Genomic DNA, 24,762 nt, shown 5'->3' on the forward strand with positions numbered 1-24,762 from the left:
ATGAAAGGTAATGAACATGTTATTTCTCTTAAAAGTTGAGATAAAACAGATGCCTCAGATGCCGGTAAAGGACTTTCTGGGATATGTGATAAAGGAGTGGGAGTATTTTTCACGTTTCCAGCGGCGGGGAAAGATTTTGGCGGGGGGAAAGCTGGCAGGCCGGAGGGGGGCAGCGGCTATTATTGACGCCGAGTCCAACGAAGAAATGGAAGAAATTGTCGCAAAACTTCCCCTTTTCCCGTTTTTTACCGCTATAGAGATTACGCCACTGATACCGATGGAGAAAGCACTACTTGACACAAAGAGGATCCATTCCCTTATGAAATAGATAGTTGGTTACGGTGGTTAGGTCGTGTTGGTTGAACCGGGCAGGTATTCCCTGCCAAAATATCATTCGCCAAAATCCGCACCGGTTATCTCACCCGTTTCATCTCCCTCCCTATAATGTTAGTGCGGCCACATCGCAACCATTATAGCCGTCTCTTTCATCGACGTCTTTGATCGAAATAAACTGATTGACTGACATAATGAACAACAAATCAAAATGGAATCCCATGAAAATTGCAAAAATCTTTCTTAGTGTAATGCTACTTTCAATCTGGAACTTCACAAATGAGACAGGAAGTGCCCAGCATATTGAACATGGAAGGAAGTTTATGAGTCAAATGCCTGATTACGGACAGTCTGATCCGAAACGTGTCGACGAATTTCTTCGCGAGTTTAAAAAACCTACGTTTCGTATTTTTAGGGAGCAACGCACCCGGAAACTCGACAATCGTATTGGCAATGCAAAGCTAAACCTGGGCGACAAGATTGAAGTCTTCAAAAGGCTTGCGCCTCGCGCAGATGTGACCGGCCGTAGGGAAGAACTGCGAATGGAACGCCTGCTCTTTTCAGTTGCTCCGGATGACCTGCCACTGTTCAAGTTCGTCCTGGAATATGACGGAGACTACAAGGATATGGTGGAGTACACATTCAGCGATATAGACGACAAGGAGTGCCAGGGTCGAATTATCAAGCACCTCCGAACGGTGAAGCAGAAGGTCGGCATCAAAGTCCTTTCAGATGTTGATGACACGATGTACGCCAATCTCATTGATGCCCGATATCCAAGGAAAACCCTGTATCCGGGGGTCCTGGAATTTTATGATTCCTTGAAACACGAGCCCTTTGAGTTGCAGGCAATTCCTGTGACGACCTTGTCAGCACGGCCCAATCCTATCGCTGGCACATTAGAGGAGGGGAGCCTTAAGAGCTTAGCGGAATTCAAGGATAGCAGTGATAGGAGATTGTGCCCCAGCGCATTGTCAGGAGACCTTGGCAGTTCATTCATCGGTACCGTTGAGACACTTTTGCGGGAAAAACTTCATCCTCTCCATGATAAGATCCCCCATGGACAGGAAGACGAGATTGGCAGAGTGAAGTTTATGAATTTCGAGAAATTCGCAAAGGTCTATCCTGAATATCGGTACGTTTTTGTCGGCGATTCCGGACAGGCAGATGCACTGACAGCACAAATGATGGTTACAAAGGAGCCAACAGGCGATGCATCGAGGATTGTCACCACCTTTATTCATGATCTCAGACTGTCTGATGTCGATGCAAAGTCAGCGAGTCCTTCATTTAGAAGCCTCAGACCTGACATTGTGATCACGAAGGCATCTTCTCATGGTCGGGGAGTGATCGTATTCAGAAACTACATCGGTGCGGCTGTGTCTGCATATATTCATTCGGCTACTCTTGAGGATTTGATTACAGCGGAGGAACTTGCAAGAATTACCAAATCTGCCCTCAGTCAGTTTCTGGTGATTGATTTCCAGGGTAAAGAAGCTTCCGGAAAGAAACTTCGGGAACAGTACCGGCAAGACGCCGAAGAGTCCTATAAACTTTTGACAACAAGGTCTTCTCTGCATCCAGAAACTCTAAAGGGAATCCGCAGCATACTGGATGAAAAGTTCCCTCACTGAAGTATTTTACTGATAGGGGTTTTCTCTTTTTTAATTTCTTCACTTCTTGTCTGAAAACTGCTGCCATGTGCGCATGTAATTGGTCTTCAACACGAATATAAGCCCTGTGGGCTTTTATTTAAAAATGAATATGTCTTTTGAGAAATTAAAACCGAAGGTATCCGTATTCTTCGATAATTTGGTACATATGCCATTTACCATTCGTGTAATTTTTATGATAGGACGGTAGGGCAGGGCATTGCCCGGCATGATCAATCCTGATTACTTGGTTAGCTCTCTATTAATACGGTTGATTTCTTTGGATGGCGCTAGTACAAATATGATATCCTGCTTTTTGAGGACTGTATTGCCTTTGGGAGGAATAATATGATCTTCCCGAATTATTGAGATGATCGATGTATCGGGTGATAAGGTTAATTCTTTTATTTTCATCCCATCAGTACGTGACGTATCCGGGATTTGGATTTCAAAGACATCGAAATCACTTTTTCGCATTGTAATTAACTCGATAGAAAGTGGCGCTCTTGGACGAGCAGGCATGGATAATCTCAATTTCTTTGCCACCCACCTCATGGTAGTCCCTTGTAATAAGCAGGATAAAAATACTGCAAAAAAGACGATGTTAAAGATATGATGATTCTTATCAATGCCGTAGGCGGCTGGATATGTGGCCAATACGATGGGAACAGCCCCTTTTATTCCTCCCCACACAATAAACAGTTTTTCCTTGAATCTAAATTTAAAAGGCAATGTACAGACGAATACTACGATTGGGCGTGCGACAAGGATCATGAGTAGCGTAATCAGAAATCCTTCTTTCCAAACAGAAATAAGGCTTTTGGGGAACACCAATACTCCTAATAACAAAAATAGCGCCATATTACTAAAGGTAGAAATACCTTCAATAAAAGAGCCAACGCCACGCCGATAGACAAAATCTGAGTTCCCAAGCCAGTATCCTGCGAAAAATACGGCGATAATTCCACTTGCGTGGATACTATCTGCAAAGCCGAACGCAAGCAGGCCCACGGCTATACTCATTACATGGTAGTAACCTCTGTTCTCTACCTTTAATTTATCAAATAATTGACTTCCGATCTTCCCAATAATCCATCCAATTCCGATTCCGCCCCCAAGCTGCCATGTGAGGTGCATCAGGAACAATGGCACATCTTTGGTTTGACCGGAAATTATTTGGACCATGACTACAGTCAGAAGGATTGCCATGGGATCATTGGCTGCCGATTCGACCTCCAAAGTGGTGGAGACATGTCTTTTGACTGATTGTTGTTTGAACATCGTGAAAACTGCAGCGGCATCGGTTGAGGAAATGATGGAACCGATTAGGAAGGAATAAAGTAAGTTGAACTGGGTAACATAATAAATTAATAATCCAAGAGTCGCTGCAGTGAGCACTATGCCGAATGTCGCAAGAGTTAATGCCGGGCCAAAAACAAATCGAAGAATCTCCCTTCGGGTACGAAATCCTCCTTCAAATATAATAAATATCAAGGCAATATTGGTAATTTTTTGAGCCAGGATGGCATCATCAAAATAAATGAGATTGAGTGCGTCACTCCCGATAATCATCCCACATCCTAAAAAAAGCAGTAGGACAGGAATGCCCAATTTTGATGTGAGTTTGGTGGCGTATATTGCGGCGATTAGTAATAAAGCAGCGAGAAAAAGCACGAACGCCTCCCCAAAAGGTAGTATAATGCCACAATCAGGAATTTACCCATTCCCTTGTGAACGGCAATCAAATCGAAAATACAATATGGGCGTATAATCGTACAGCCATGAATCATGAATTAGCCGTACTGATAGCCGTCCTATTTTACGGCTATTACATATAATACCCTTACTGGTAGCGTATTATATGCCTATTTGAACTATAATAAAGTTAATAAAAAACTTGTCAAGTATATAACATATTTATTTATTCAAAAAGAAAATTAATATATGCCCAAACCTAAATTACTGGATCGGTCATGTAGGGTAGGCACCGCCTACCAAAAACTGGGCAATGGGGGGTTCTGCACGAAGGACATGTCCTCGTGAAACGGGGATTGGATCGGAATGGTCTTGCTGAAGCAGGGGAGAATGGACGGATTCAAAGAATGGGAAGCAGGAGAACTCAACAAAAGTCTCGGAGTCTGGTATGAATACTTTAAACAGAGCCACAAAATGCAGAATAGACAGTTGGATACGAATAAGACTGAGAAGCATCTTGAGAAAGCGTCACGGAGTAAAGGAAGAGGCCGCGGCGCAGACCAACAGTGATGGCCAAATGCGTACTTTGCTAATCTTGAGTTGTTCACATTAACCGCAGCCCATGCATTATTCTGTCAATCCCGAAAGGGTAACCACTGACTGGAGACCCGCCTGTACGGTTCGGAGAGAGGGGAGGCGAAAACCTTCCCTACCCCTATCTTGGCTGAAACGTTTTGATCCCTAATCTGCACGCTCGTACCAGAGAAGAGGTATTTTTTAGAACAGAAACATTATTTATTTTTAACCTTTATGGCCACTGTTGTCTTCAAACCAGCAGACTTGAATTCAACCTTTGCCTTACCAGTCTTCTGCGTAGCTGTAATAGTAAATATGGCTTTACCGTTTGTGTCTGTATCTTGACTTGGAGGTGTCACAGATACACGTTTCTTACCCGACTTAACCTTTGCCGTTACCGTTTCACCAACAACCGGGGTACTATCAGAGCAAGTTACTGTTACAGTTACGTCATCGCTTTTTTCTTTCTTAAGCCGTAGTACATGTGGAGATGCAGTTATCTCTTCGGCTTTGCATCCAGGAGTTGGTGTCACTGTTGGTGTTAATGGTATCAAACCAAAATATTTTTCATCTCCATATGATGTTCCTGCGCTATCCTGTGCAGCAATCCTGTAATAATAAATAGTTTCTTCCAACAACTTTCCTATGTTGATGCTTACCTTGGTATCAGTCGTTCCAGTTACAATTTGTGTGCTTGATTTATTATTATAAGAACCACTGCTCGTACCATAATCAAACCATGCAGTTGTCAACAACCCATGGGCATTGACAATACCTTCCAGAATTACTGAATTGCCTTCTGATAATGATGATTCCCCAGTTGTTACCTTCGGTGGTTGTGGTGTCGGTGCCAATGTTGGAGTTGCTGGTACCATAAATACAGATGTCTCATGTGCAAATGTACCCCTTACAATACCTACAAGTAACAAAATCAAACTTATACAAAAAAATCTTCTTCCCATTTACTGTTACCTCTTTTGAGTATTTTTACAAAAAGAACCATTCTTTCAAACAGATTTCCTAAGAATCCTTTCAAGTTGTCATTTAATTCTATCAATATCTTATTCTATTAAATGTACAAGATGTTGTTATTCATTCTTTCGTATCAGTGAACGCGCTGTAACAAGAAAAAGGTTTATTAAGAGCCTTGGGTGTACACTCTTGAAAAAAATATCTTTATAGGGGGCATTTCCAGTTACCGAATTCCATAATACCTCATTCATCCGTTTGGTTTCCCAGGTATCCGGGTGTTCGGACATGTATTTTATATGGTTTGATACGAGGTGTTTTTCTCCGGCTATGATATCATTTGCAGTGAGAATTGCACTTCCATAGACATTGTCTCTGCCCAGGAGTATTTTTGCAGGATTGAAGTATCCTTTTTCAAAATCCTTCTCTGACACACCCTTTTCAAATGCGGTCTTTGCAGCTAGTTGTGCTGTGGTAAATGCTGAATCTATACCGTTTTTATAGGTACGGGATATTCCGGCATCCCCGATAATAACGAACCTGTTTGTATATGGATGCCAGGCATGATTAATGGGGATTTTAGGAAAACAGATACATCGTTTCTTTACATCGTCCCAGCCTTTCGGGAGCATTTCCTGTATTTTCGGCTGATGTAAAAACTCATTGAGCAGTGTTTTATTCATCTCTTTGGTTCCCACAAGGCAAATAGTCAAAAAATCACCTTTGGGGATAAACGAGGCAAATCGTATGTATTTTAGGCCCAGAGAGAACACATAGATGTTATTTCCATACAGTGCATCATTTACCGGTCTTGTCGGGTAAATATCCATAATACAGGTTTGAACGGTTTTTGGGGGGATATAGCCAAAGCCTAATTTTTGTAATTCATAAAGGGTGTCTGCGTTGACCCCAAAGGCACCTACGGCGAGGTCGGCTGTATATTCAGTTTTTGAAAATTCTTTTCCGCAGGTAAGTTTTATCGGGTCTTGTGGATTTTCGGGTATTTGAATATTTGTCACAGGATCAAGAATAATCTGGGCTCCCATTTCTTTAGCGTGTTCTAAGAGAAAGTAATCAAAACTTTCACTCACGTCGCGATCGGCAAACTTGGGCCCGCTGCCGCGAAAAACCGTAACAATCCTGGTTTTATGGGGAGTCTGTGGATAGTGTAAAGGTATGCCGTATTCCGGTACCTGGAGGAAATACCCTTCTATTTCCTGCTGGATACATGAGGAAGGAAGGTGGATGTTATGCTCTGGAAGTTTACTCAGGAGTGCCTCGGAAAGCACACCCGCACTCATGTTACAGCCTGGGGCGCCTTTCCTGGCAAAATCTTTTTTCTCGAAGATTGTTACTGAAACAGTAATGCCTAACTGTTTAGCATATGTTAAGGCGAAATGTGCAAAGAAACTCCCGGCAGGCCCACCACCGATGATTGCTATTTTTGCCCCATTTTTTAGCTGCATGTGCCTGTGAAATCCTCATCCCAAATATCCAGGTAAAGAGCGTAGCTGCATCTAAAAAGGGTTACTTGGGAGTGATCAACAAATACTGCCGGTTGTATTTTGGCAAATTCGAGAAAAGAAGTGTTTACACTGTAATACTTTAGTGAGGCATTTTGCCCACGGTCATGTATGCCCTTCCAGATATTTTCTAATGGCTAGTTGTGCAATGGCAAACTCCTCAATCTTTCTCACCCGTTGTAAAACATGATGCCATTCTTCCGGAGTACCATAGGGACCTTCTTCTTTGAATTTCTTTTCCAATTTTTTTAAATCCAATTCCAGTAATTCGAGTCTGTTTTTAAGATCTTTCACGGTGTTCTCCAAACGGTTACTCCAAATTTAAATACTGTAGACATTTTTGGACACAGATAAACGCGGATTGTCAGAATTTAAAAAAACTGAAAGATAAGAATTTTGTCTGTATATATTTGTGGAAATCTGTGTCCTGATTTATTTGGTTACGGGATTTTCTTTGTTGATTTATCATCCGTATGATAGAGCGAAAACTCATCTTTGGCTTTATCTGTCCAACCCTTTGCTGTATAGGCAATACCGAGCTTTTGGTGGATTTCCCTGTCTTTGGGCTTGTAGGCCAGTGCCTTGTTGAATTCGCTGATCGCATCATCAACCAACCCATTCGAGAAATATGAAAATCCCAGGTTGTAATGAACAGAGGCCTTTTGCTTGGTTTTATTTTCAGAGAGAAGCCCCAGAGACTTTCGATATTCAGGAATGGCCTCACTATGTAATCCCTTGCATCGATAGGCATAGCCAAGATTATAGTGGGCCTCTGCTGATTTTGGACTCTGAGTAATAGCTGTCTGAAATGCACAGATAGCTTCATCCAGCAAACCCATGTCCCGGTATAATAAACCTTGGTAATAATAGAGATCGGGATAATTTTTATCTTTTCCTAATAGTGTATCAAAGGCTGCAAGGGCCTCAGAATAATTTCCTTGATTTTCGCACGTCAGCGCGAATTGGAACAGGTCATCGTTGCTCATGGACTCTAATTTGTCGTTGAACTGCTGGAGGGAGAGGGTGGCGGAAACGTTTTGTCCGGGCATCTCCCCTTTGGGTATTTCACTACCGGTACCCGAGGAATTATAGAGAATTCCCACCTTGGGATACGTCGTATCATCTTTGCTGCAACTCAGCATAAAAATTACAGGGAAAAAAATCAGGAAAATTACTACACGGCTTTTCATGATCAACCTTTCTAAAAGGACAAATATGCTTTAACTTCTCATTTATCAGGTTAAAGGAATACAGCAGAATTTGCAAGAAAAATAAGAGATGTGTAGATGGAAACTGATAAAATGTTGCATTTTTCGGGATTCACTACTTGAGAAACACAATTGTATGTTTTTTGTTTAACCAGTTAAAAGTGCCTACTACGATAAAATTACGCTTTCCGGGAACAAAAATTTCTGAGATGGCATTATGCACGGCTTCCAGGGTAATATCGTGAATTTTTTGGGCCTGTTTTTCTGGGGTGTCTGGTGTTGCCGGGGTGATTAAAAGTTCTTCGATACCAAACCAATTAGCCATGGCGAGTGGACTATCCATGATGAGTTGTGTTTGACTGAATACCCGTTCTTCTGTTCTGTTCAGTTCTTGTTTTGTGATTCCTTCCTGAAACAGTTTATGTACCTCATCCATAACGGCCTTTGTTGTTTTTTCAAAATTTTCCCTTTTCGTCGATGTATAGATATCGATAGAACCCACATCTGAAAACATTGTAGGGTAGCACGTAATATCATAGACCAATCCCAATTTCTCACGTACATTCAATGATAATCTGGAACTGATTCCTCCTCCCAGGACATCTGCGAGGAGGAGCATAATAATGGCTTTTTCGTGTTTATACGGATATGCCTTATGGCAGAGTTTAAAACTGGTGGTTTGAGATGGGGATTTTTTAAATAAATATCTCGGCCCTGTCTGTGTGGTTTTAAGAGGGGGTTTCTGTCCGGAAAACTTTCCTTGTAAAGTTCCGAATATTTCGTTTACGTAACGAGTGACCATATCTTCCCTGAAATTTCCGCTGATGCACAGAACGATATTCTCCGGGACGAAGAATTTCTTATAATGGATATTCAGGTCTTCAGCACATAAGGCTGCGATGGTTTTTTCATCTCCGAATAAAGGCACCTCTGCTGAGCCGTCCTTCCACATCAAGGAAAAGGACATATCGTCAATGCCCACATAATCCCCTTTTACATCAACGAATTGTTTCATCTCTTCCTGGATGATACGTCTTTCTATTTTAAAGTCGCTTGATCTGAAATTCCCTCCCAAGAGGATGTCTCCGAGGATACGCATACCCTTTTCGATGTGTTTGTTGTGTACCTGGATAGTGACGGCGGAATATTCTGGCGATGTATAGGCGTCAAGATCTCCACCGATATTATCTATGGCCCGGAATAATTCGAAGGAATTTTTAAAACGCTTCGTTCCGCGAAAAAGCATATGCTCAAGGAAGTGCGATATGCCAAGTTTCTTCTCTTCTTCATATCTGGAACCCACGCCGATATAAGCAGACATAACCACAGAGTGGATATGAGGCATTTCGATATAAATTACGCGCAATCCGTTTGGCAATATTTCCTTACTGTAAGTGTACATGGATTGGTTTTAAAAAAGATTACAAAAAATAGTCTTACTGGAGAGTTTATAATTTGTGAATTTTATGAGACGGGTTTTTAGATAGCAATAAGTTTCCATTTTAGGGCATTCTTACAGGTAAAATCAATAATTGAATATAAATTTAAGTGCTGACAATAGAGCAAAATGTAAAGCAAATTTCAAATATGAAATTTTAGACAAGCAATATTAATACCCAAACAAACGGTAATTGATTCATATTCTGGCTAAATATCTGGAATCAAACTAATAAGGCTATATTGTAAGATAACAAGTATTCTTTGGAATGGAATTTGTTGGCTATCACGGATAAAGGAGAATTCAATCCTTATATGCCCTTATTCCATATAGACGCAGATACTAATAATAAGTAATTGCAGGAAAATTTAAAGTACGTATTTTAAATTAAAGGAAAAAAATGGACCTAGACCTTATTATAAATAATTTAGTACATCCTCCCGTTCTCTTTTTTTTTCTTGGAATGATTGCTGCATTCTGCAAATCAGACCTGAAAATCCCTGACCCTTTACCCAAGCTCTTTTCGCTTTACTTATTACTTGCCATAGGATTCCATGGTGGGGTTGAATTACGGAAAACCGGACTTACTCAGGAAGTTGTATTTGCGCTATCTGCTGCCATATTCATGGCTGTCATTGTACCAATGTATGCCTTTTTTATCTTAAGGTTCAAATTGGATGTTTATAACGCTGCTGCAATTGCCGCAACTTATGGTTCCATAAGTGCGGTGACATATATCACGGCTGTAACTTTTCTTCAAACTTTAGGCCTCGAACCTGGAGGATATATGGTAGCGTCGTTGGCGCTTATGGAGTCGCCGGCAATTGTTATTGGTATTATCCTTGCAAGGATATTCGCTCCAAAGAAAAAGAACGGCGAAAATGAATTTTCCTGGCGTGCAGTCTTTAAAGAAGCATTTTTGAATGGTTCTGTATTACTTATAACTGGCAGTCTTTTGATAGGATTAGCTTCCGGAGAAGAAGGATGGGATACCTTAAAGCCCTTTACCAAAGATATATTTAAAGGCATGCTCAGCTTTTTTCTCCTTGATATGGGACTTCTGGCTGCGAAGAGAATTGGTGATTTGAAAAGTGCTGGATTTTTTTTGCCACCTTTTGCTATATTAATGCCAGTTCTAAATGGATGTGTTGGTGTTGTCTTAGCAAAACTTATTGGTTTGCAGCCGGAAAATGCCCTTATGCTTTCAGTGCTTTGTGCAAGTGCCTCATACATCGCGGTCCCTGCGGCCATGAGATTGTCGCTACCCGAAGCAAATCCGAGCTTGTTCGTTCCCATGGCGTTAGCGATTACGTTTCCGTTTAATATTATTGCAGGAATACCGTTATATTACTATTTAATTACGAGGGTCAATGAGTTAATTCCCGCACTTTGGGGATAAAAATTATGAAACCTGTATCAAAAGTAGAAATAATAATCGATTCTTTTGAAGTTGAACATGTCGTTAAGTTTCTCAATGAGATAGGAGTTTCTGGTTATAGCATTATTAATAACGTGATCGGAAAAGGCCATAGGGGTGTGCGGTCTGGTGATGAATTTACTGACCTATTTAAAAACAGTTATATAATGGTCGTATGCGAAGAAAAGGAAATGCACAAGATCGTAGAAGCAATAAGGCCGATTATTAAGAAGTTTGGCGGCGTTTGCATTGTGTCCGACGTTATCATGAGAATACATTGAGAATAGGTTTTAACAGTTCCACAAAAACTGCTGAAGAGTTAGCACATTTTTCATTCCTTAGCTCCTGCAGGCTGTTTTTCAAATTTTTTCGATAATTAGCACCAACACCGCGTGAGTGATTTAAGAACTGGGCGTCTCCAATGATTTGAGTATTTTTACCTTCCTGCCCTCGATTTTTAGTCTGCCTTCTGCAAAGAGGCGTACTGCCTCCGGATATGCCTCGCATTCCTCTTTAAAAACTCGTGCAGCAAGGGTATCTGGCGTGTCGTCATCAAGGACGGGGACCGTTCTCTGTATGATAATGGGCCCGTTGTCATAAATATTATCAGCAAAATGTACGGTGCATCCGGAAACCTTTACACCGTAGTTGATGACAGCCTCATGTACCTTTTTACCGTAATAATTGTGACCGCAAAAGGCAGGGATCAGTCCCGGATGAATATTCATGACCTTGCCTTTGTACTGTTCAGGAATTTTGTAAAAATGTACGAAACCTGCAAGGACGACAAGGTCGATAGGATGCTTATCCAATTCGTTCGTAATGGCATGACTAAAAGCTTCGATATCATTATAATCTGAATAGGGGATGGTTGCCGTGCAAAGGTTGTGTTTTCTTGCTCGATCAAGGCCAATGACGTTCGGTTTGCTGCTTATTACGATTTGAATTGTAGCAGGGAATTTCCCCGCCTCTATTTGGTCGATAAAATTTTGAAGGGTATTACCACTGCCAGAGATCAACACCCCTAAATTTATTTTTTTTATCATAAAAAATAAGCAAAAATATTGACAACGAATTTCTGATTTGCTATCATGTTCGTCTTCTTGGTTTCTGAAGAAGACTTTCTGTAGCAGAGTGCATAAAATATAATAATAAATGATAGATTTTATATGTCAAAGATAATTATCGAGAAATCAAAAAAAGCGTTTGCTGAGGCACAGAATTTCATACCGGGTGGGGTTAATAGTCCTGTCAGGGCTTTTGGTGCCGTAGGTGGTACCCCAATTTTTATAAAGTCAGGGTCGGGTTGCTATCTGACCGATGTTGATGGCAACAAGTATGTAGATTATGTGGGTTCGTGGGGGCCGCTTATTTTAGGGCATGCAGATCCAAGGATAGTAAAAAAGATTAACGAAGCGGTTGCCAATGGTACGAGTTACGGTGCGCCAACCGAGTTAGAGATAAAACTAGCCCAACTTGTTAAAGAGGCCATGCCATCTATGGAAAAGGTGAGAATGGTCAACTCCGGTACAGAGGCAACGATGAGTGCTATCCGTTTGGCCAGGGGATTTACCAAACGAGACGCAGTAATTAAATTTGATGGCTGTTACCATGGGCATGTGGATAGTCTATTGATTCAGGCAGGCTCTGGTGCTACAACGTTGGGGACACCCACCAGTCCTGGTATTCCACAAGATTTTGTTAAGCATACAATTTCCCTTCCCTATAATGATATAGATGCGGTAGATGAAGTTTGTTCAGACAGGGGAAAGGACATCGCTTGTATTATTGTTGAGGCAGTTGCAGGGAATATGGGAGTTGTGCCTCCGAAAAAAGGTTATTTGGAAGGGTTGAGAGAAATAACCCAAAAACATGGTATTGTACTGATATTGGATGAGGTTATGACTGGTTTCCGGGTCGCGCATGGTGGTGTGCAGTCGCTTTATCATATCGCACCTGACTTAACCACGCTGGGAAAGATTATTGGTGGAGGTCTTCCGGTTGGGGCATATGGCGGTAAGAAGGAAATTATGGACAGTATCTCTCCGGTGGGTTCGATATACCAGGCGGGTACTTTGTCGGGAAATCCTGTGGCTATGACAGCTGGTATTGCCACGCTGGAAATACTTAAAGATAATCAAATTTATAAAACTTTGGAAGAAAAATCACAACGGTTGGCTGCCGGTATGGAAAAGGCATGCAAGGATGCGGGGGTGTCTGCCTATCATACCCGTGTAGGCTCGATGTTATGTACATTTTTTACCGATCAACCGGTTACGGATTATGCTACTGCCAAAAAAAGTGATACAAAACGATATGCAAAGTTTTTTCACGGCATGCTGGAAAGAGGGTTCTACTTTGCGCCGTCACAGTTTGAGGCTGTTTTTGTGTCAGCGGTTCATGGTGAAAAAGAGATTGATGCGACCATAGATGCCTTCAGGGAAGTAATAAAAAGTTTTTAAAAATTAATTGTTCTTTGAATTAATATACATAGATACTCATTGGCCATTGTCTAAAATAAAAGGGCAGAAAAAACCATTCTAATTCTCCTTGGTACAAGGAACGGGAAAAGGGGGGGAAGGTTGTGTATACGATAAATTTAAATAGCGACATAAAAGGTTTATTGGAGCGTATGGGTGGTATGTGCTCCAAGGTAGAGTCAATGATGAGCCTTTGCATGGATGGTTTTATGAAGCATAAAGTCGCATTAATCGATGATGCGAAGAAGGTGAGCCAGGCCATTCATGAGGAAGAGAACGAATTGATAAGTCTGCTCAGCAATAAGGCCGCAAAGTCTGACATGGATAAGGATTCGATAAAATATATGATGGCGGTCATAGGCCATATTGAAATGGCAACGAATGGGTTGGATAGTATTCTTCAAAATGTAAAGATAAAGGTGGATGAAGGGGTATTATTCAGCGATAAGGGTGTGAATGAGATATCTCATCTTTTTAAGGAAACCCTCGATATAGTAAAGACGGCGGGAGACGCCATTTTGACCAAAAACGAGGTCCTCAGAAAATATATTGCTGATAAATATGTAAGTCTCAGTCAAACTGTTGATGCTTATTCGGAAGAGCATGAGGATCGATTAATTAAAGGGGTATGTCAGCCCAAAAGTTCCTCATTATATTTGAATATCGTTGACTCTCTGATGAAGGTGGTTTGGCATCTGAAACAAGCTGTAGATAGGCTTTTTGGGAGCAGGTGATAGTTTGCCTCTGATCAGGAAAGACAAAAGTAAAGATAATGAAACGTATCGCATCGTAGGGATGATTGGAAGTTTTGGTTTCACGATGGCAGGTGCCATAGCGGGGGGATATTTTCTAGGTAGTTATCTTGATAAAAAACTCAATACATACCCTTGGTTCATGTTGGTCTTCATTATGCTGGGAATTATTGGGAGTTTTATAGAATTTTTTAAGTTAATAAAGAAGTTACTGGGTGAAAATAATAAAGTAAGCAATGATAACGGGCGATAAAGCAAAAAATTTTTTGTTGCTTGATGACGGTTTTCCCGATAGGGTGCTGAAGACATCATTTTATTTGACGATCTTGGTAATAGTCTGCTTCCTGTCATGCATGTCTCTCATGTGGACGGTGAGCATTGCCGTAGGTTGTTGTATTAGCCTCATTTTATGCAAGACGTTATGGTGGACGATTCAATATGCAGTCCGGCACAAGAGGTCTGAAATTAAGGGGTTTTTTCTCAAGGTCAGTCTGGTAAAATACGGTGTCGTGGGGGTAATGCTGCTTTCCGTCTGCTTGTTCCTGGAGGTTAATGTAGTTGCCTTGTCGCTAGGCTTGAGCATTGTGTTATTCGTAATTGTCATGAAAATTGGAAGTAAATTGTTGGTAAATTATTTGAATAAATCTATTAAGGTGTCTTCTCAAAAAATTGGCGGTATTTCTATCAATACCAGTAAGAAAGGGGTGTGAGTTACGTGTCTGGTGGTGGAGGCGAACTAACAACTGAATTACCATCGTTTGTTGACTTTGCGCCTATAGAGGCCCATAGTCAGTTTTTTGGTCTTACAAAGCACGAGTGGGTACCAATAATTATGTCTGCCGCAATAATCATATTTTTGGGCCTATTCTCAATGCTTGCTACAAGAAGGTTGAAAAAAGTACCCGGAAGGCTTCAATCCCTATTGGAGATTATTGTGGAAGGGCTTGAAAACTTTACTAAATCACAGATGGGACGTGCTGCCGGACCATTTATCCCGTTTGTTGGTACTTTATTCATATACATTTTTACTATGAATATGCTGGGGCAGATACCACTTTTCCATTCACCCACGAGTAATTTCAATACGACTATTGCCTTAACACTCATCGTTTTTTTCGTTACCCATTATCAGGGAGTCAAAAATAATGGTGTTATGGGTTATCTGAAGCATATGGCCGGTAAACCAATTTGGCTTGCTCCGCTGGTTTTTCCCTTGCACCTGATGCAGGAACTCCTCTCCCGTCCTCTCTCGCTTTCCATGCGTCTCTTTGGAAATATCATGGGTGAGGATACGATTATTGCGATATTCATTGGTCTTTCGCCGTTTCTCCTGGGTCTTATACCGATTCCGATGCATTTACCGATGGTTTTCCTTGCTTTGTTAGGAAGTACCATACAGGCGATGATATTTTCTCTTTTAGCGAGTTTTTATATTGCGGGTGCAATTGGCATCCATGAGGAAGAAAATCATTAAATCTTATTAAACTTTTTTTGAGAAGGAGGTTATGTCGTGATTTATTTTGCGTTATTGGCGATAGCAGTAGCTTTGATTGCAATTGCGGCATTTGGTTGTGGTATTGGGCAGGGTATTGCAGTTTATGGTGCAGCGAATAGCATGGCCAGACAACCAGAAATTGCTGGAAAGGTACAGCTTGTTATGTTTGTGGGTCTGGCGTTCATCGAGTCTTTAACAATTTATTCCTTGATGATGTCATTTATTCTTATGGGTAAATTACCAAAAACAGAAGCAGTCCTTGAGTTAATTCAGCACGCTGTTAAATAGGCATAGGAGGAAATCGGATTGGATATTTTAAATACCCTTGGTATTAATTTTAAATCCATAATCATCCAGGGTGTAGGCTTCTTAATACTGCTTTTTATCCTCAAGAAGTTTCTTTTCGGTAAGATTTCGGCTATGATAAAGGCCAGAGCTGACGAAGTGAAAAACACGTATGATAAAACCGAAAAGGACAGGGCAGAGGCCGAGCGGCTGATGCTGGAATATCAAAAAAAACTTACTGAGACTGAAGCGGAGGTTGCAAGAAGGGTTCAGGAGGCCATAAACGAAGGAAATCGGATTAGTGAAGAGATTGTTAAACGTGCCAAGGAAGAGGTTGAACTGATCAGGGCAAAGGCACAGGAAGGTATAGAGCAGGAACGGAAGAAGGCCCTGACTGAAATCAGGAATCAGGTGGTAACTCTTTCTGTTTTAGCATCTTCAAGGATCATCAAGCAATCCATAAGTCAAAAGACTGCAGAAAAACTTGTCGATGACTTTATTGAAGAAATAGGGGAATTGAGTGTTAGATAAAAGCGTTGCAATTACATTTATTAATGCCCTTTTAGAGATTGCTTCAAAGAAGGGGCTGTTTGATCAGATTGAAAAAGATTTGGATCTGGTTTGTGACGTAATTTTAAAACATGCCAACTTTAAGAAAGTATTATTCCAACCGTCCGTTTCACGAAACAACAAGAAGGAATTAATAAGAAACATATTTGGTAATTCGGTTTCAGACCTTATGATAAACTTCTTGTGTCTATTGATTGACCGTAGAAAAGAAAGGATTTTGGATTTTGTTCCGAATGTGTATAAAGAGGTTACTTTAGAGAAGAAGGGGATCGTAAAAGCTACTGTTCAGGTAGTTGCGCCCCTGACAGAAGATCGGTTGGAAGATTTTAAGAAAAAGCTGAAAAAAATTACGGGTAAAACAGTAGAGCTAGAGGTTGTCCAAAATCCGGACATTCTCGGTGGAATGGTAATCCAAATCGGCAACAAGATGATAGATGGAAGTGTTGCAAATCGATTAAAAAATCTAAAAACAAAACTGTTGTCTTTGCGAACAGCTTAGGTTTTGTGTCTTCTTAATGAGAGAATTACTCATGAGACTTGATTGCGCATCTCTTGTTCTGAATTAATTTTCAAGTTTGATGAAATGGATGAAATAGTGGCAGGAGGTTTTCTCCTGCCATACATTTAGGTGATTAGGGACTTTAAATACATAAAGTTCTTTTCGATAGAGTATTATTTCAGAATGGTAATGGAATAGCATGATGTCATTCTGAGCAAAATGAAGGATTTTATTTACAATAGGAGTAGAGGATATGGCATTAGCATCCACTGATATTACTTCAATTATCAAAAAAGAGATTGAAGGATATGAAGAAAAATTAAAGTTAGAAAATGTGGGACACGTCATGCAAGTTGGTGACGGGGTTGCTCGTATTTATGGACTGGATGATTGCTTATCCAGCGAACTGTTAGAATTTCCTGATAGTGTATATGGCATTGCCATGAACCTCGAAGAGGACAATGTCGGTGCTATTCTTCTAGGCTCTGATGAAAAAATTAAAGAGGGTGATATCGTAAAGACTACCGGGAAAATTGTCCAGGTACCTGTAGGCAAGGCTTTGTTAGGCCGTGTAGTAAATGCTCTGGGGCAGCCTATTGATGGAAAAGGACCTATTGCCGTTGATGAATATAGGCCAATCGAAGGTACTTCTCCCAATGTAGTAGAGAGACAGCCTGTAAAAGAGCCATTACAAACCGGCATCAAGGCGATTGATGCCATGATTCCAATCGGCAGGGGCCAGCGCGAGCTTATTATTGGTGACAGACAAACGGGTAAAACAGCGATTCTTATTGATACAATAATTAACCAGCGTGAATCCGGAGTCTATTGTATCTATGTGGCGATTGGCCAAAAGATGTCTACTGTTGCAGATGTTGTTAAGACGCTGGAAGATAATAAGGTGATGGATATAAGCATTGTTGTAGTGGCTTCTGCTTCTGATCCTGCCCCGCTCCAATATATTGCACCGTATGCGGGTTGTGCAATGGGTGAATACTTCAGGGATAATGGTATGCATGCAGTGGTTATGTATGATGATCTGTATAAACACGCTATTGCATATCGACAGATTTCTCTTTTGTTAAGACGTCCACCGGGTCGTGAGGCATTTCCCGGCGATATTTTCAACCTTCATTCAAGATTGCTGGAAAGAGCAGCGAAGCTGAATAATGAACTTGGCGGTGGTTCTTTAACGGCGCTTCCTGTAGTAGAAACACAGGGTGGTGATTATTCGGCATATATTCCTACAAACGTTATTTCTATTACCGATGGTCAGATTTATCTGGAAGGCGATTTGTTTAATGCCGGTATACGTCCCGCTATTTCAGTAGGTCTTTCGGTGTCCAGGGTCGGTGGAAATGCCCAGATCCCTGCAATGAAAAAGGTTGCCGGCACATTGCGGCTGACTTTAGCCCAGTATAGAGAGTTAGCTTCGTTTGCTCAGTTTGGTTCTGAATTGGATAAGTTTACTCAGGCACAGTTGGCCAAAGGTAGCAGACTTGTAGAGTTGCTGAAACAGCCACAGTATGCACCAGTCCCAGTAGAAGAGCAGATTATGGCAATCTTTGCCGGAATTAATGGATATCTGGATGATGTTGCCGTAGATAAGGTCAGGGTTTTTGAAAAGGAATTCCTGAAGTTCATGAAGGAGAAATACGCTTCTATAGGGATGGAGATTCAAGAAAAGAAGAAACTTGATCAGGAGATAGCAAATAAATTAGAGAATGCTATCAAGGAATTCAAACAAATCTTTGCAAAAAAGGGCTAGGGAATGCTGAGCACGAGAGAAATTAAACAACGAATCAGAAGTATTACGAGCATCAAGCAGATTACCCGTGCCATGGAAATGGTGGCGGCGAGTAGGCTCAAAAAGGTTGAGTCTAAGGTTATCGCCTCGCGTACCTATACGGAAAAGATGCATTCCGTTTTAAGCCATTTGGTTTCTTCACTTGAAGGTATACATCCCTGGTTCGCAGAGAAAGAACAGGCGGTTCCTGTTATAAAAGTCATCTTGATCACAGCGGACAAAGGGCTTTGTGGTGCCTATAACAATAATATAATTCAGAAAGTTGTAAAATTTATCAGGGAAAAAGAAGGCAGGGAGATCAAGCTTACCCTTATTGGAAAGAAGGGATACCTGCATTTTACCAAGGGAAGGTATGCTTCTCTCATAGAAAAGTACATTCCAGAGGGTGTAGAGAAACTCGGATACGATCATGTGCAGGCATTAGCGGCGCAGTTAATAAAAGGGTACGAGGCAAATGAGTTTGGAGAATTGCACATATTCTTCACGAAGTTTCATACGGTGATGCAATCTTTTTCTACAAGTATGCGATTGTTACCCATAGAAAAGGGAACCTTCGAATCAAAGGGAAAACAAACCAGTGGTGAATATATTTTTGAGCCGTCTGCAGAGCAGATCATTCGTCACCTTTTCCCGAAATTCGTTGAAACCCGGCTGTATCAGTGTATCCTGGAATCGCTGACATCTGAGTATGCTGCCAGACGTGTTGCCATGATTGCGGCAACAGACAATGCTGGTGAAATGATTGATGAATTGACGAGTTCATATAATAAAGCCCGACAGGCCGCAATCACTAAGGAATTGCTGGAAGTTGTATCTGGTGCCGAGGCCCTTGTGCGGTAAAAAAATACTACACATCGCAGAGAACACGGGAAGAGAGGGTTTGCTGCGGAAAATAATTGTCTGCAATGAAGACAAAAATATTTAAAATATTTCTTCCTGAACCCTGTGATTAAGTTTTGACTAAATAATAAAGAAGGAAGGAGCAAGAAACTTGGCTAAAAAAGTTAAAGAAAGTAAAGAGAATAAAGGAACTATTGTGCAGGTGATAGGGCCTGTTGTGGATGTGCGGTTTTCTCCCGGTGCGCTTCCTGCTATTAAGAATGCGGTTAATATAAAAGATTCCCAAAAGAACATTTCAGTAGTTGCTGAAGTTGCTCAACACTTAGGAAATGATACAGCCCGTTGTATTGCAATGTCATCGACTGATGGACTTATGAGGGGAATGGATGCTATCGATGCTGGTGCACCTATTAGCGTGCCAGTAGGAAAAGAGGTATTAGGAAGGGTTTTCAATCTGCTGGGTGATCCTATTGATAAGATGGGAGAAGTAAAGGCCACGAATCGCCTTTCCATTCACCGTCCGTCACCTTCTTTTGAGGAGAGGGAAACGGTTACAACGGTATTGGAGACGGGCTTAAAGGTTATTGATCTCCTTGCGCCTTTTGCACGGGGTGGAAAGATCGGAATGTTTGGAGGTGCCGGAGTAGGAAAGACTGTCTTGATCATGGAACTCATCAGAAGTATTGCTACAGAGCACGGTGGCTATTCAGCATTTGCTGGAGTTGGTGAAAGGACCCGTGAGGGAAATGATCTCTGGCTTGAAATGAAGGAATCTGGGGTTATTGATAAAACTGTGCTGGTTTTTGGTCAGATGAACGAACCGCCGGGGGCAAGACTAAGAGTTGCCTTAACTGGTTTAACGATGGCAGAGTATTTCAGGGATACGGAAGGGCAAGACGTTCTTCTGTTCATTGATAATATCTTCAGATTTGTGCAGGCAGGTTCTGAAGTATCAGCGCTTTTGGGTCGTATGCCTTCTGCTGTGGGTTATCAACCTACATTAGCTACAGAAATGGGTGACTTGCAGGAAAGAATTACTACGACCAAGAAGGGTTCGATTACATCATTACAGGCTGTTTATGTTCCTGCTGATGACTTTACTGACCCAGCACCGGTAACAACCTTCCCACACCTGGATGCAACCATATCTCTGTCACGTCAAATAGCAGAGTTAGGTATCTATCCTGCAGTAGACCCGCTGCGATCAACATCCAGAATCCTTGATCCAAGAATTGTAGGACAGGAACATTATGCGGTTGCCCGAGAGGTGCAGAGGATATTGCAGCGTTATAAGGAACTTCAGGACTTTATTGCAATTCTTGGTATGGAAGAACTTTCAGAAGAGGATAAGATATTGGTAGGGAGGGCTAGAAGGCTGCAGCGATTCCTGTCACAGCCATTCTTTGTTGCAGAACAGTTTACCGGCACAAAGGGAAAGTATGTACCTTTAAAGGAGACGATTCGAGCATTTAAAGAGGTAGTTGAAGGGAAACATGATAGCTTGCCCGAACAGGCCTTTTACATGGTTGGCGGGATTGAAGAGGTAGTAGAAAAAGCAAAGCAGATGGGTGGATAACATGGCAAAAACATTTAAATTTGAAGTTATCACACCTGAAAAGGTGGTTTATAGCGATTCTGCGATCAGTGTTTCTGCCGATGGGACAGAGGGTGGTTTGGGTGTACTTGCAGACCATGCACCACTGATTACAGAACTTAAGACGAGTATCCTAACGGTGAATGATGCACATAATAAGACTGTACGGCTTGCCCTCGATGGTGGTTTTATGGAGGTTATGACAAACAATGTCGTTGTGCTGGCTGATAAGTGCGTTATGGAAGGCGAAGTTGACATAGAAAAAATGAGATTAGAAAAGGATACAGCAGAAAAAGCCTTACAAAAGGCAGGGAGCGTTGGTGAGAAAGAAAAGGCTCAGGTTACGCTCAAACGAGCGAATACATGGTTAAAACTGGCCAATAAATAATAATTGTTCCATGGGATACCAAATCCCCTTGTTTCCCGCCGTCTGGCATGGGAATGCAAGGGGATTTTTATTTTGTCTCAAAAAAAGATAGTATGAAGGTCTTTCATTTTGGTATAATGTTCACACGGTGGGGCATTACTGCAGCCAAAAGAGTTACATGGGAGTGAATAATAAACGCTCTCGTCTGTTTTTTTGAAAATTCGACCTGAATCATGTACAGGTTAAATATTGAAATCCGATTTTTAAAGGTAAACAGAAGGGATGGGCTATTACGCATAGATAAATTACTCCAGTTAAGTTTATAAGCCGCAAGGTGGCTATATGCAAACAAGTATAAGATACAATTATCAGGACTATGTGCAACTTCCAGAGGACAAGCGATATGAGATTATCGATGGAGACTTGTTTATGGTACCTTCACCAAACGAAAGCCATCAGCGTATTTCTGCGAATATTTTATATATATTTTTAAATCATGTTAAAAGAAATAAAGTGGGGGCTGTTTATTGCGCACCCTCTGATGTACTCTTTTCTGAGGAAGATATAGTTCAGCCTGATATCTTGTTTGTTGCCAATGAAAATAAGAAAATTATTACAAAGGATAATATTAGAGGTGTACCCGATTTGGTTGTTGAGATATTTTTGCCTTCCACATTTAAGCGAGATATAGGAATTAAAAAGAAATTATACGCAAGGCATGGCGTGCAAGAATACTGGGTTGTTGACCCTGAGCATGAAACTGTCGAGGTGTTTCTAATACGAGGTAAGGAATTTGAAGGTAAAAGATATGGTGTAAAAGATTACCTAAGTTCGACTGTGATTAAGGGTCTGAATATTGATGTAAAGGAAATTTTTGTATAAAATAAGTACGCTACGGACCGGCTCGCGAAAAAACGCAAAAACACAAAAAGAAGATTAAAAGAGGAGTATTTTAGTGAGCTTTCGCGTATTTTCGTGGGCTATAATATTTAACTGATTGAGTAGATGGTTTATGTCTATACTTATTACAGGTGGTGCAGGATTTATCGGAAGTCACTTTGTCCGTAGAATGATTAATCAGGGCAAGCGGGCGGTGGTACTTGATAAGCTGACCTACGCAGGAAATCTCGAAAATCTTAAGGATATTAGTGAAAACTCAAAAACGTCTAAGCAGTTTAAGTTTTATAAGGGCGACATCTGCAATCAGGAATTAGTGGAACATATCCTGTCAGAGGAAGGTATTGACACGGTCGTCAACTTTGCTGCCGAATCACATGTTGACCGAAGTATTAGCAGCGCAAGTAACTTCATTGATACCGACATGAAGGGCGTTTTTGTCTTGCTTGAAGCATCAAGACGTTTCAGTATAAAAAAGTTTATTCAGATATCTACTGACGAGGTTTACGGGACAGCCCATCAAGGTTCGTTTAAGGAAACGGATGCCCTAAATCCCAGTAATCCCTATTCTGCAAGTAAAGCTGGAGGAGATAGGATGGCTTACGCTTATTGGGTGACGTATAAACTACCCATCATCATTACCCGGGCATCCAACAACTACGGTCCGAATCAACATCCTGAGAAATTTATCCCACTCTTCATTACAAATGCCTTAGAGGATAAAAAACTTCCCCTTTATGGTGATGGAAGGCAGGTACGGGATTGGATTCATGTTGAAGACCATTGTGCTGGTATTGATTTCATATTGAATCATGGGAAGGACGGCGAGGTGTATAATATCGGAGGTGGGAATGAACGGTATAATGTTGATACGGCACATCTTATCCTGGAAGAGCTCAAGAAACCTAAGTCATTGATAGAGCACGTCAAAGATAGGGAAGGACACGACAGACGTTATGCCCTGGATTGTACCAAATTAATGTTTCTGGGATGGAAACCTCAGATAAAATTTGAAAATGGCCTGAGGGATACAATCCATTGGTATAAGAATAATCAGGCATGGTGGAAACGAATAAAGAACGGCGAGTTCATGGATTATTACAATAAGCAATATGGTCACCGGTTTGCTGACAGAGATGTGCAGCAAACTCATTAGATGCATATTTGGTAAGAAAGGGATGTGTTATGTCATATACAATAATTCTTAAAAGTTCAAAAAGGGTTACTCGTTTACCGGAAAAATTGATGCAACTTTTTGCATCTCTTCATACTTTTAAGGAAACACATAAATCTTTTTTCATGAAGTGTGCCGTTCTATTTATGTCAGTGAAGGTAGCGCTCATTCTCCTCGCCACATTTACAACAATGGCCGTTTTACTCAGTTCTGCAACACAATACCTTGCTATAGAGTTGTCAAAAACGAAGGCGATACTTTTTGCATCATCTCTGACGATGATAATCATGGCAAAGTTGTACTTTATAGTCAAGATATTGATGACTTATGACAGGTCCAAATCGATGATTAAAGCAATGGTCAGTGTTATATTACTAAAAGGTAGGCAAGGCATACGTCGGATAGAGGAAACGATTCCGGCGTATTTATCGCCGTTTTCTCTGGAAAAGGTTAGAAATCGATAAAGCGAGCAGTATTTTATCGTTGATTCAATCTTATTTTGTAACTCGCGCACGTTGCCAGGTCAATTAGAAAGTGTCATCCTTTGAATGGCGGCAGGGGTAAATCCGATAATATCTTTCTTGAGTACCGTCTTGTAATACCCTCAAAAGCTTTGTCTGCAAGGAAGGTGAGATCGTGCCGATCCCATCAAAAAAACGGCACCTCCGTTTGCATAGTAATAGTATAATACGGATATTTTTACTTTCCGCTAAAAAGTGTATTGCATCCACACTCTTTTGTCTAATATCCTGAATATTCGAACTCTGTTTTCAATTGGTCCCTCTTTCAGTTTACCAAACATCTGATTAAAGGCGGTCCCCAGAGTACCGATTTCATCACTTGATCTAACATCAATCCGATAATCCAAATCTCCCTGTGCAATACGGTCTGTGGCATCTTTCAGAGTCTTTATAGGAGCACATATGCTGCGGGTAAAAAAATACGCACAAATCGCTCCAAAGAGAATGGCAAAAAGAATTATGACAAGGGATATTTTGGCTGATTTGTATCCAATGCTTTGAAAAAGTTCAATTTTTTTGTGCAGTTCCTTTATCCGGTTTACTAATATCCCCTTTCCTGGGATTTAATAACGTGGCTTGAATATTATGGAGGATTAAAATATGGTATAAAAATATTACCTCATCTATGGATTCATGACAAGTAAAAAACACGAGGTAAAATTTACATATT

At 41.0% G+C, this 24,762-nt stretch carries 28 protein-coding genes; 20 read left to right on the top strand and 8 right to left on the bottom strand.

Translation table 11 applies throughout. The annotated features are described in order from the left end of the window. Positions 1–10: 10 nt before the first annotated feature. A complete protein-coding gene (locus E3K36_11365) occupies positions 11–328 on the top strand; it encodes a muconolactone delta-isomerase (protein MCF6155824.1) in 318 nt (105 codons plus the stop codon). Between the two features lie 328 nt (positions 329–656). Continuing rightward, on the top strand, positions 657–1,967 hold the full coding sequence (locus E3K36_11370) for a hypothetical protein (GenBank protein MCF6155825.1): 1,311 nt from the start codon (positions 657–659) through the stop codon (positions 1,965–1,967). A gap of 261 nt (positions 1,968–2,228) precedes the next feature. On the opposite strand, the gene E3K36_11375 is transcribed toward E3K36_11370, so the two are convergent. Continuing rightward, complete coding sequence (locus E3K36_11375; protein ID MCF6155826.1) at positions 2,229–3,659, bottom strand: potassium/proton antiporter; 1,431 nt, start codon at positions 3,657–3,659, stop codon at positions 2,229–2,231. Positions 3,660–4,070: 411 nt separating this feature from the next. On the opposite strand from E3K36_11375, the gene E3K36_11380 reads away from it, so the two are divergent. After that, positions 4,071–4,250, top strand: a complete 180-nt coding sequence (locus E3K36_11380) for a hypothetical protein (GenBank protein ID MCF6155827.1) — start codon at positions 4,071–4,073, stop codon at positions 4,248–4,250. A gap of 221 nt (positions 4,251–4,471) precedes the next feature. Here E3K36_11380 and E3K36_11385 read toward each other — a convergent pair whose 3' ends face one another. The 5 genes from E3K36_11385 to E3K36_11405 form a co-directional block, all read right to left on the bottom strand. Then, on the bottom strand, positions 4,472–5,218 hold the full coding sequence (locus E3K36_11385; GenBank protein ID MCF6155828.1) for a hypothetical protein: 747 nt from the start codon (positions 5,216–5,218) through the stop codon (positions 4,472–4,474). A gap of 126 nt (positions 5,219–5,344) precedes the next feature. Then, the gene (locus E3K36_11390) at positions 5,345–6,691 is read right to left on the bottom strand and encodes an NAD(P)/FAD-dependent oxidoreductase (protein ID MCF6155829.1); all 1,347 of its coding nucleotides are present in this window, start codon (positions 6,689–6,691) and stop codon (positions 5,345–5,347) included. Positions 6,692–6,853: 162 nt separating this feature from the next. Beyond that, positions 6,854–7,042 (bottom strand): hypothetical protein, encoded by a 189-nt coding sequence (locus tag E3K36_11395; protein ID MCF6155830.1) that lies wholly within the window; start codon positions 7,040–7,042, stop codon positions 6,854–6,856. A 146-nt stretch (positions 7,043–7,188) separates the two neighbouring features. Further along, positions 7,189–7,938 carry a tetratricopeptide repeat protein gene (locus E3K36_11400; protein MCF6155831.1) on the bottom strand — a complete coding sequence of 250 codons (750 nt, stop codon included), beginning with the start codon at positions 7,936–7,938 and terminating at the stop codon, positions 7,189–7,191. 133 nt (positions 7,939–8,071) lie between these two features. Next, a complete protein-coding gene (locus E3K36_11405; protein MCF6155832.1) occupies positions 8,072–9,358 on the bottom strand; it encodes an insulinase family protein in 1,287 nt (428 codons plus the stop codon). A 436-nt stretch (positions 9,359–9,794) separates the two neighbouring features. Between E3K36_11405 and E3K36_11410 the strand changes: the two genes are divergently transcribed. Together E3K36_11410 and E3K36_11415 are read left to right on the top strand one after the other, a co-directional pair. After that, positions 9,795–10,793, top strand: a complete 999-nt coding sequence (locus E3K36_11410) for a sodium-dependent bicarbonate transport family permease (GenBank protein ID MCF6155833.1) — start codon at positions 9,795–9,797, stop codon at positions 10,791–10,793. 5 nt (positions 10,794–10,798) lie between these two features. Continuing rightward, the gene (locus E3K36_11415; GenBank protein MCF6155834.1) at positions 10,799–11,092 is read left to right on the top strand and encodes a transcriptional regulator; all 294 of its coding nucleotides are present in this window, start codon (positions 10,799–10,801) and stop codon (positions 11,090–11,092) included. 120 nt (positions 11,093–11,212) lie between these two features. Here E3K36_11415 and E3K36_11420 read toward each other — a convergent pair whose 3' ends face one another. Continuing rightward, complete coding sequence (locus tag E3K36_11420) at positions 11,213–11,857, bottom strand: phosphoribosylglycinamide formyltransferase (GenBank protein MCF6155835.1); 645 nt, start codon at positions 11,855–11,857, stop codon at positions 11,213–11,215. Positions 11,858–11,980: 123 nt separating this feature from the next. On the opposite strand from E3K36_11420, the gene hemL reads away from it, so the two are divergent. The 15 genes from hemL (at position 11,981) to E3K36_11495 (ending at position 24,035) form a co-directional block, all read left to right on the top strand. After that, the gene (gene hemL / locus E3K36_11425) at positions 11,981–13,273 is read left to right on the top strand and encodes a glutamate-1-semialdehyde-2,1-aminomutase (GenBank protein ID MCF6155836.1); all 1,293 of its coding nucleotides are present in this window, start codon (positions 11,981–11,983) and stop codon (positions 13,271–13,273) included. Between the two features lie 122 nt (positions 13,274–13,395). After that, positions 13,396–14,025, top strand: coding sequence for a hypothetical protein (locus E3K36_11430; GenBank protein MCF6155837.1), 630 nt, complete (start codon positions 13,396–13,398; stop codon positions 14,023–14,025). A 4-nt stretch (positions 14,026–14,029) separates the two neighbouring features. Continuing rightward, on the top strand, positions 14,030–14,296 hold the full coding sequence (locus E3K36_11435) for an AtpZ/AtpI family protein (protein MCF6155838.1): 267 nt from the start codon (positions 14,030–14,032) through the stop codon (positions 14,294–14,296). Continuing rightward, entirely contained in the window at positions 14,280–14,753 is a 474-nt protein-coding gene (locus tag E3K36_11440) for a hypothetical protein (protein MCF6155839.1), read from the top strand. Before E3K36_11435 ends, E3K36_11440 begins: the two co-directional genes overlap by 17 nt. Further along, positions 14,750–15,517 carry a F0F1 ATP synthase subunit A gene (gene atpB / locus E3K36_11445; protein ID MCF6155840.1) on the top strand — a complete coding sequence of 256 codons (768 nt, stop codon included), beginning with the start codon at positions 14,750–14,752 and terminating at the stop codon, positions 15,515–15,517. Before E3K36_11440 ends, atpB begins: the two co-directional genes overlap by 4 nt. Before the next feature lie 36 nt (positions 15,518–15,553). After that, complete coding sequence (atpE, locus tag E3K36_11450) at positions 15,554–15,826, top strand: ATP synthase F0 subunit C (protein MCF6155841.1); 273 nt, start codon at positions 15,554–15,556, stop codon at positions 15,824–15,826. Positions 15,827–15,838: 12 nt separating this feature from the next. Continuing rightward, positions 15,839–16,354: a F0F1 ATP synthase subunit B gene (gene atpF, locus E3K36_11455; GenBank protein MCF6155842.1), complete on the top strand. Its 516-nt coding sequence runs from the start codon at positions 15,839–15,841 to the stop codon at positions 16,352–16,354. Next, positions 16,344–16,892, top strand: coding sequence for an ATP synthase F1 subunit delta (gene atpH / locus E3K36_11460; protein ID MCF6155843.1), 549 nt, complete (start codon positions 16,344–16,346; stop codon positions 16,890–16,892). Before atpF ends, atpH begins: the two co-directional genes overlap by 11 nt. A gap of 253 nt (positions 16,893–17,145) precedes the next feature. After that, positions 17,146–18,660, top strand: coding sequence for a F0F1 ATP synthase subunit alpha (locus tag E3K36_11465; GenBank protein ID MCF6155844.1), 1,515 nt, complete (start codon positions 17,146–17,148; stop codon positions 18,658–18,660). 3 nt (positions 18,661–18,663) lie between these two features. Further along, positions 18,664–19,539, top strand: coding sequence for an ATP synthase F1 subunit gamma (gene atpG, locus E3K36_11470; protein MCF6155845.1), 876 nt, complete (start codon positions 18,664–18,666; stop codon positions 19,537–19,539). Positions 19,540–19,690: 151 nt separating this feature from the next. Beyond that, positions 19,691–21,115, top strand: a complete 1,425-nt coding sequence (gene atpD / locus E3K36_11475; GenBank protein MCF6155846.1) for a F0F1 ATP synthase subunit beta — start codon at positions 19,691–19,693, stop codon at positions 21,113–21,115. A gap of 1 nt (position 21,116) precedes the next feature. Beyond that, positions 21,117–21,521: an ATP synthase F1 subunit epsilon gene (gene atpC, locus E3K36_11480; GenBank protein MCF6155847.1), complete on the top strand. Its 405-nt coding sequence runs from the start codon at positions 21,117–21,119 to the stop codon at positions 21,519–21,521. A gap of 321 nt (positions 21,522–21,842) precedes the next feature. Beyond that, on the top strand, positions 21,843–22,382 hold the full coding sequence (locus E3K36_11485) for a Uma2 family endonuclease (protein ID MCF6155848.1): 540 nt from the start codon (positions 21,843–21,845) through the stop codon (positions 22,380–22,382). A 130-nt stretch (positions 22,383–22,512) separates the two neighbouring features. Then, on the top strand, positions 22,513–23,553 hold the full coding sequence (gene rfbB / locus E3K36_11490) for a dTDP-glucose 4,6-dehydratase (GenBank protein MCF6155849.1): 1,041 nt from the start codon (positions 22,513–22,515) through the stop codon (positions 23,551–23,553). A gap of 29 nt (positions 23,554–23,582) precedes the next feature. Next, entirely contained in the window at positions 23,583–24,035 is a 453-nt protein-coding gene (locus E3K36_11495) for a hypothetical protein (GenBank protein ID MCF6155850.1), read from the top strand. Positions 24,036–24,280: 245 nt separating this feature from the next. Here the strand turns inward: E3K36_11495 and E3K36_11500 are convergent, their stop codons facing one another. Then, the gene (locus E3K36_11500) at positions 24,281–24,655 is read right to left on the bottom strand and encodes a HAMP domain-containing protein (protein ID MCF6155851.1); all 375 of its coding nucleotides are present in this window, start codon (positions 24,653–24,655) and stop codon (positions 24,281–24,283) included. Between the last annotated feature and the right edge of the window lie 107 nt (positions 24,656–24,762).

The sequence above is a fragment of the Candidatus Brocadia sp. genome, assembly GCA_021646415.1.
Taxonomy (GTDB): Bacteria; Planctomycetota; Brocadiia; order Brocadiales; family Brocadiaceae; genus Brocadia.

What these genes read in the sequence shown, in the direction of transcription:
- E3K36_11365 (MCF6155824.1), top strand. Translation starts at nt 11, where the DNA reads ATGAACATGTTATTTCTCTTAAAAGTTGAGATAAAACAGATGCCTCAG.
- E3K36_11370 (MCF6155825.1), top strand. Translation starts at nt 657, where the DNA reads ATGAGTCAAATGCCTGATTACGGACAGTCTGATCCGAAACGTGTCGAC.
- E3K36_11380 (MCF6155827.1), top strand. Translation starts at nt 4,071, where the DNA reads ATGGACGGATTCAAAGAATGGGAAGCAGGAGAACTCAACAAAAGTCTC.
- E3K36_11385 (MCF6155828.1), bottom strand. Translation starts at nt 5,218, where the DNA reads ATGGGAAGAAGATTTTTTTGTATAAGTTTGATTTTGTTACTTGTAGGT.
- E3K36_11390 (MCF6155829.1), bottom strand. Translation starts at nt 6,691, where the DNA reads ATGCAGCTAAAAAATGGGGCAAAAATAGCAATCATCGGTGGTGGGCCT.
- E3K36_11400 (MCF6155831.1), bottom strand. Translation starts at nt 7,938, where the DNA reads ATGAAAAGCCGTGTAGTAATTTTCCTGATTTTTTTCCCTGTAATTTTT.
- E3K36_11405 (MCF6155832.1), bottom strand. Translation starts at nt 9,358, where the DNA reads ATGTACACTTACAGTAAGGAAATATTGCCAAACGGATTGCGCGTAATT.
- E3K36_11410 (MCF6155833.1), top strand. Translation starts at nt 9,795, where the DNA reads ATGGACCTAGACCTTATTATAAATAATTTAGTACATCCTCCCGTTCTC.
- E3K36_11415 (MCF6155834.1), top strand. Translation starts at nt 10,799, where the DNA reads ATGAAACCTGTATCAAAAGTAGAAATAATAATCGATTCTTTTGAAGTT.
- E3K36_11420 (MCF6155835.1), bottom strand. Translation starts at nt 11,857, where the DNA reads ATGATAAAAAAAATAAATTTAGGGGTGTTGATCTCTGGCAGTGGTAAT.
- hemL (MCF6155836.1), top strand. Translation starts at nt 11,981, where the DNA reads ATGTCAAAGATAATTATCGAGAAATCAAAAAAAGCGTTTGCTGAGGCA.
- E3K36_11440 (MCF6155839.1), top strand. Translation starts at nt 14,280, where the DNA reads ATGATAACGGGCGATAAAGCAAAAAATTTTTTGTTGCTTGATGACGGT.
- E3K36_11465 (MCF6155844.1), top strand. Translation starts at nt 17,146, where the DNA reads ATGGCATTAGCATCCACTGATATTACTTCAATTATCAAAAAAGAGATT.
- atpG (MCF6155845.1), top strand. Translation starts at nt 18,664, where the DNA reads ATGCTGAGCACGAGAGAAATTAAACAACGAATCAGAAGTATTACGAGC.
- atpC (MCF6155847.1), top strand. Translation starts at nt 21,117, where the DNA reads ATGGCAAAAACATTTAAATTTGAAGTTATCACACCTGAAAAGGTGGTT.
- E3K36_11485 (MCF6155848.1), top strand. Translation starts at nt 21,843, where the DNA reads ATGCAAACAAGTATAAGATACAATTATCAGGACTATGTGCAACTTCCA.
- rfbB (MCF6155849.1), top strand. Translation starts at nt 22,513, where the DNA reads ATGTCTATACTTATTACAGGTGGTGCAGGATTTATCGGAAGTCACTTT.
- E3K36_11495 (MCF6155850.1), top strand. Translation starts at nt 23,583, where the DNA reads ATGTCATATACAATAATTCTTAAAAGTTCAAAAAGGGTTACTCGTTTA.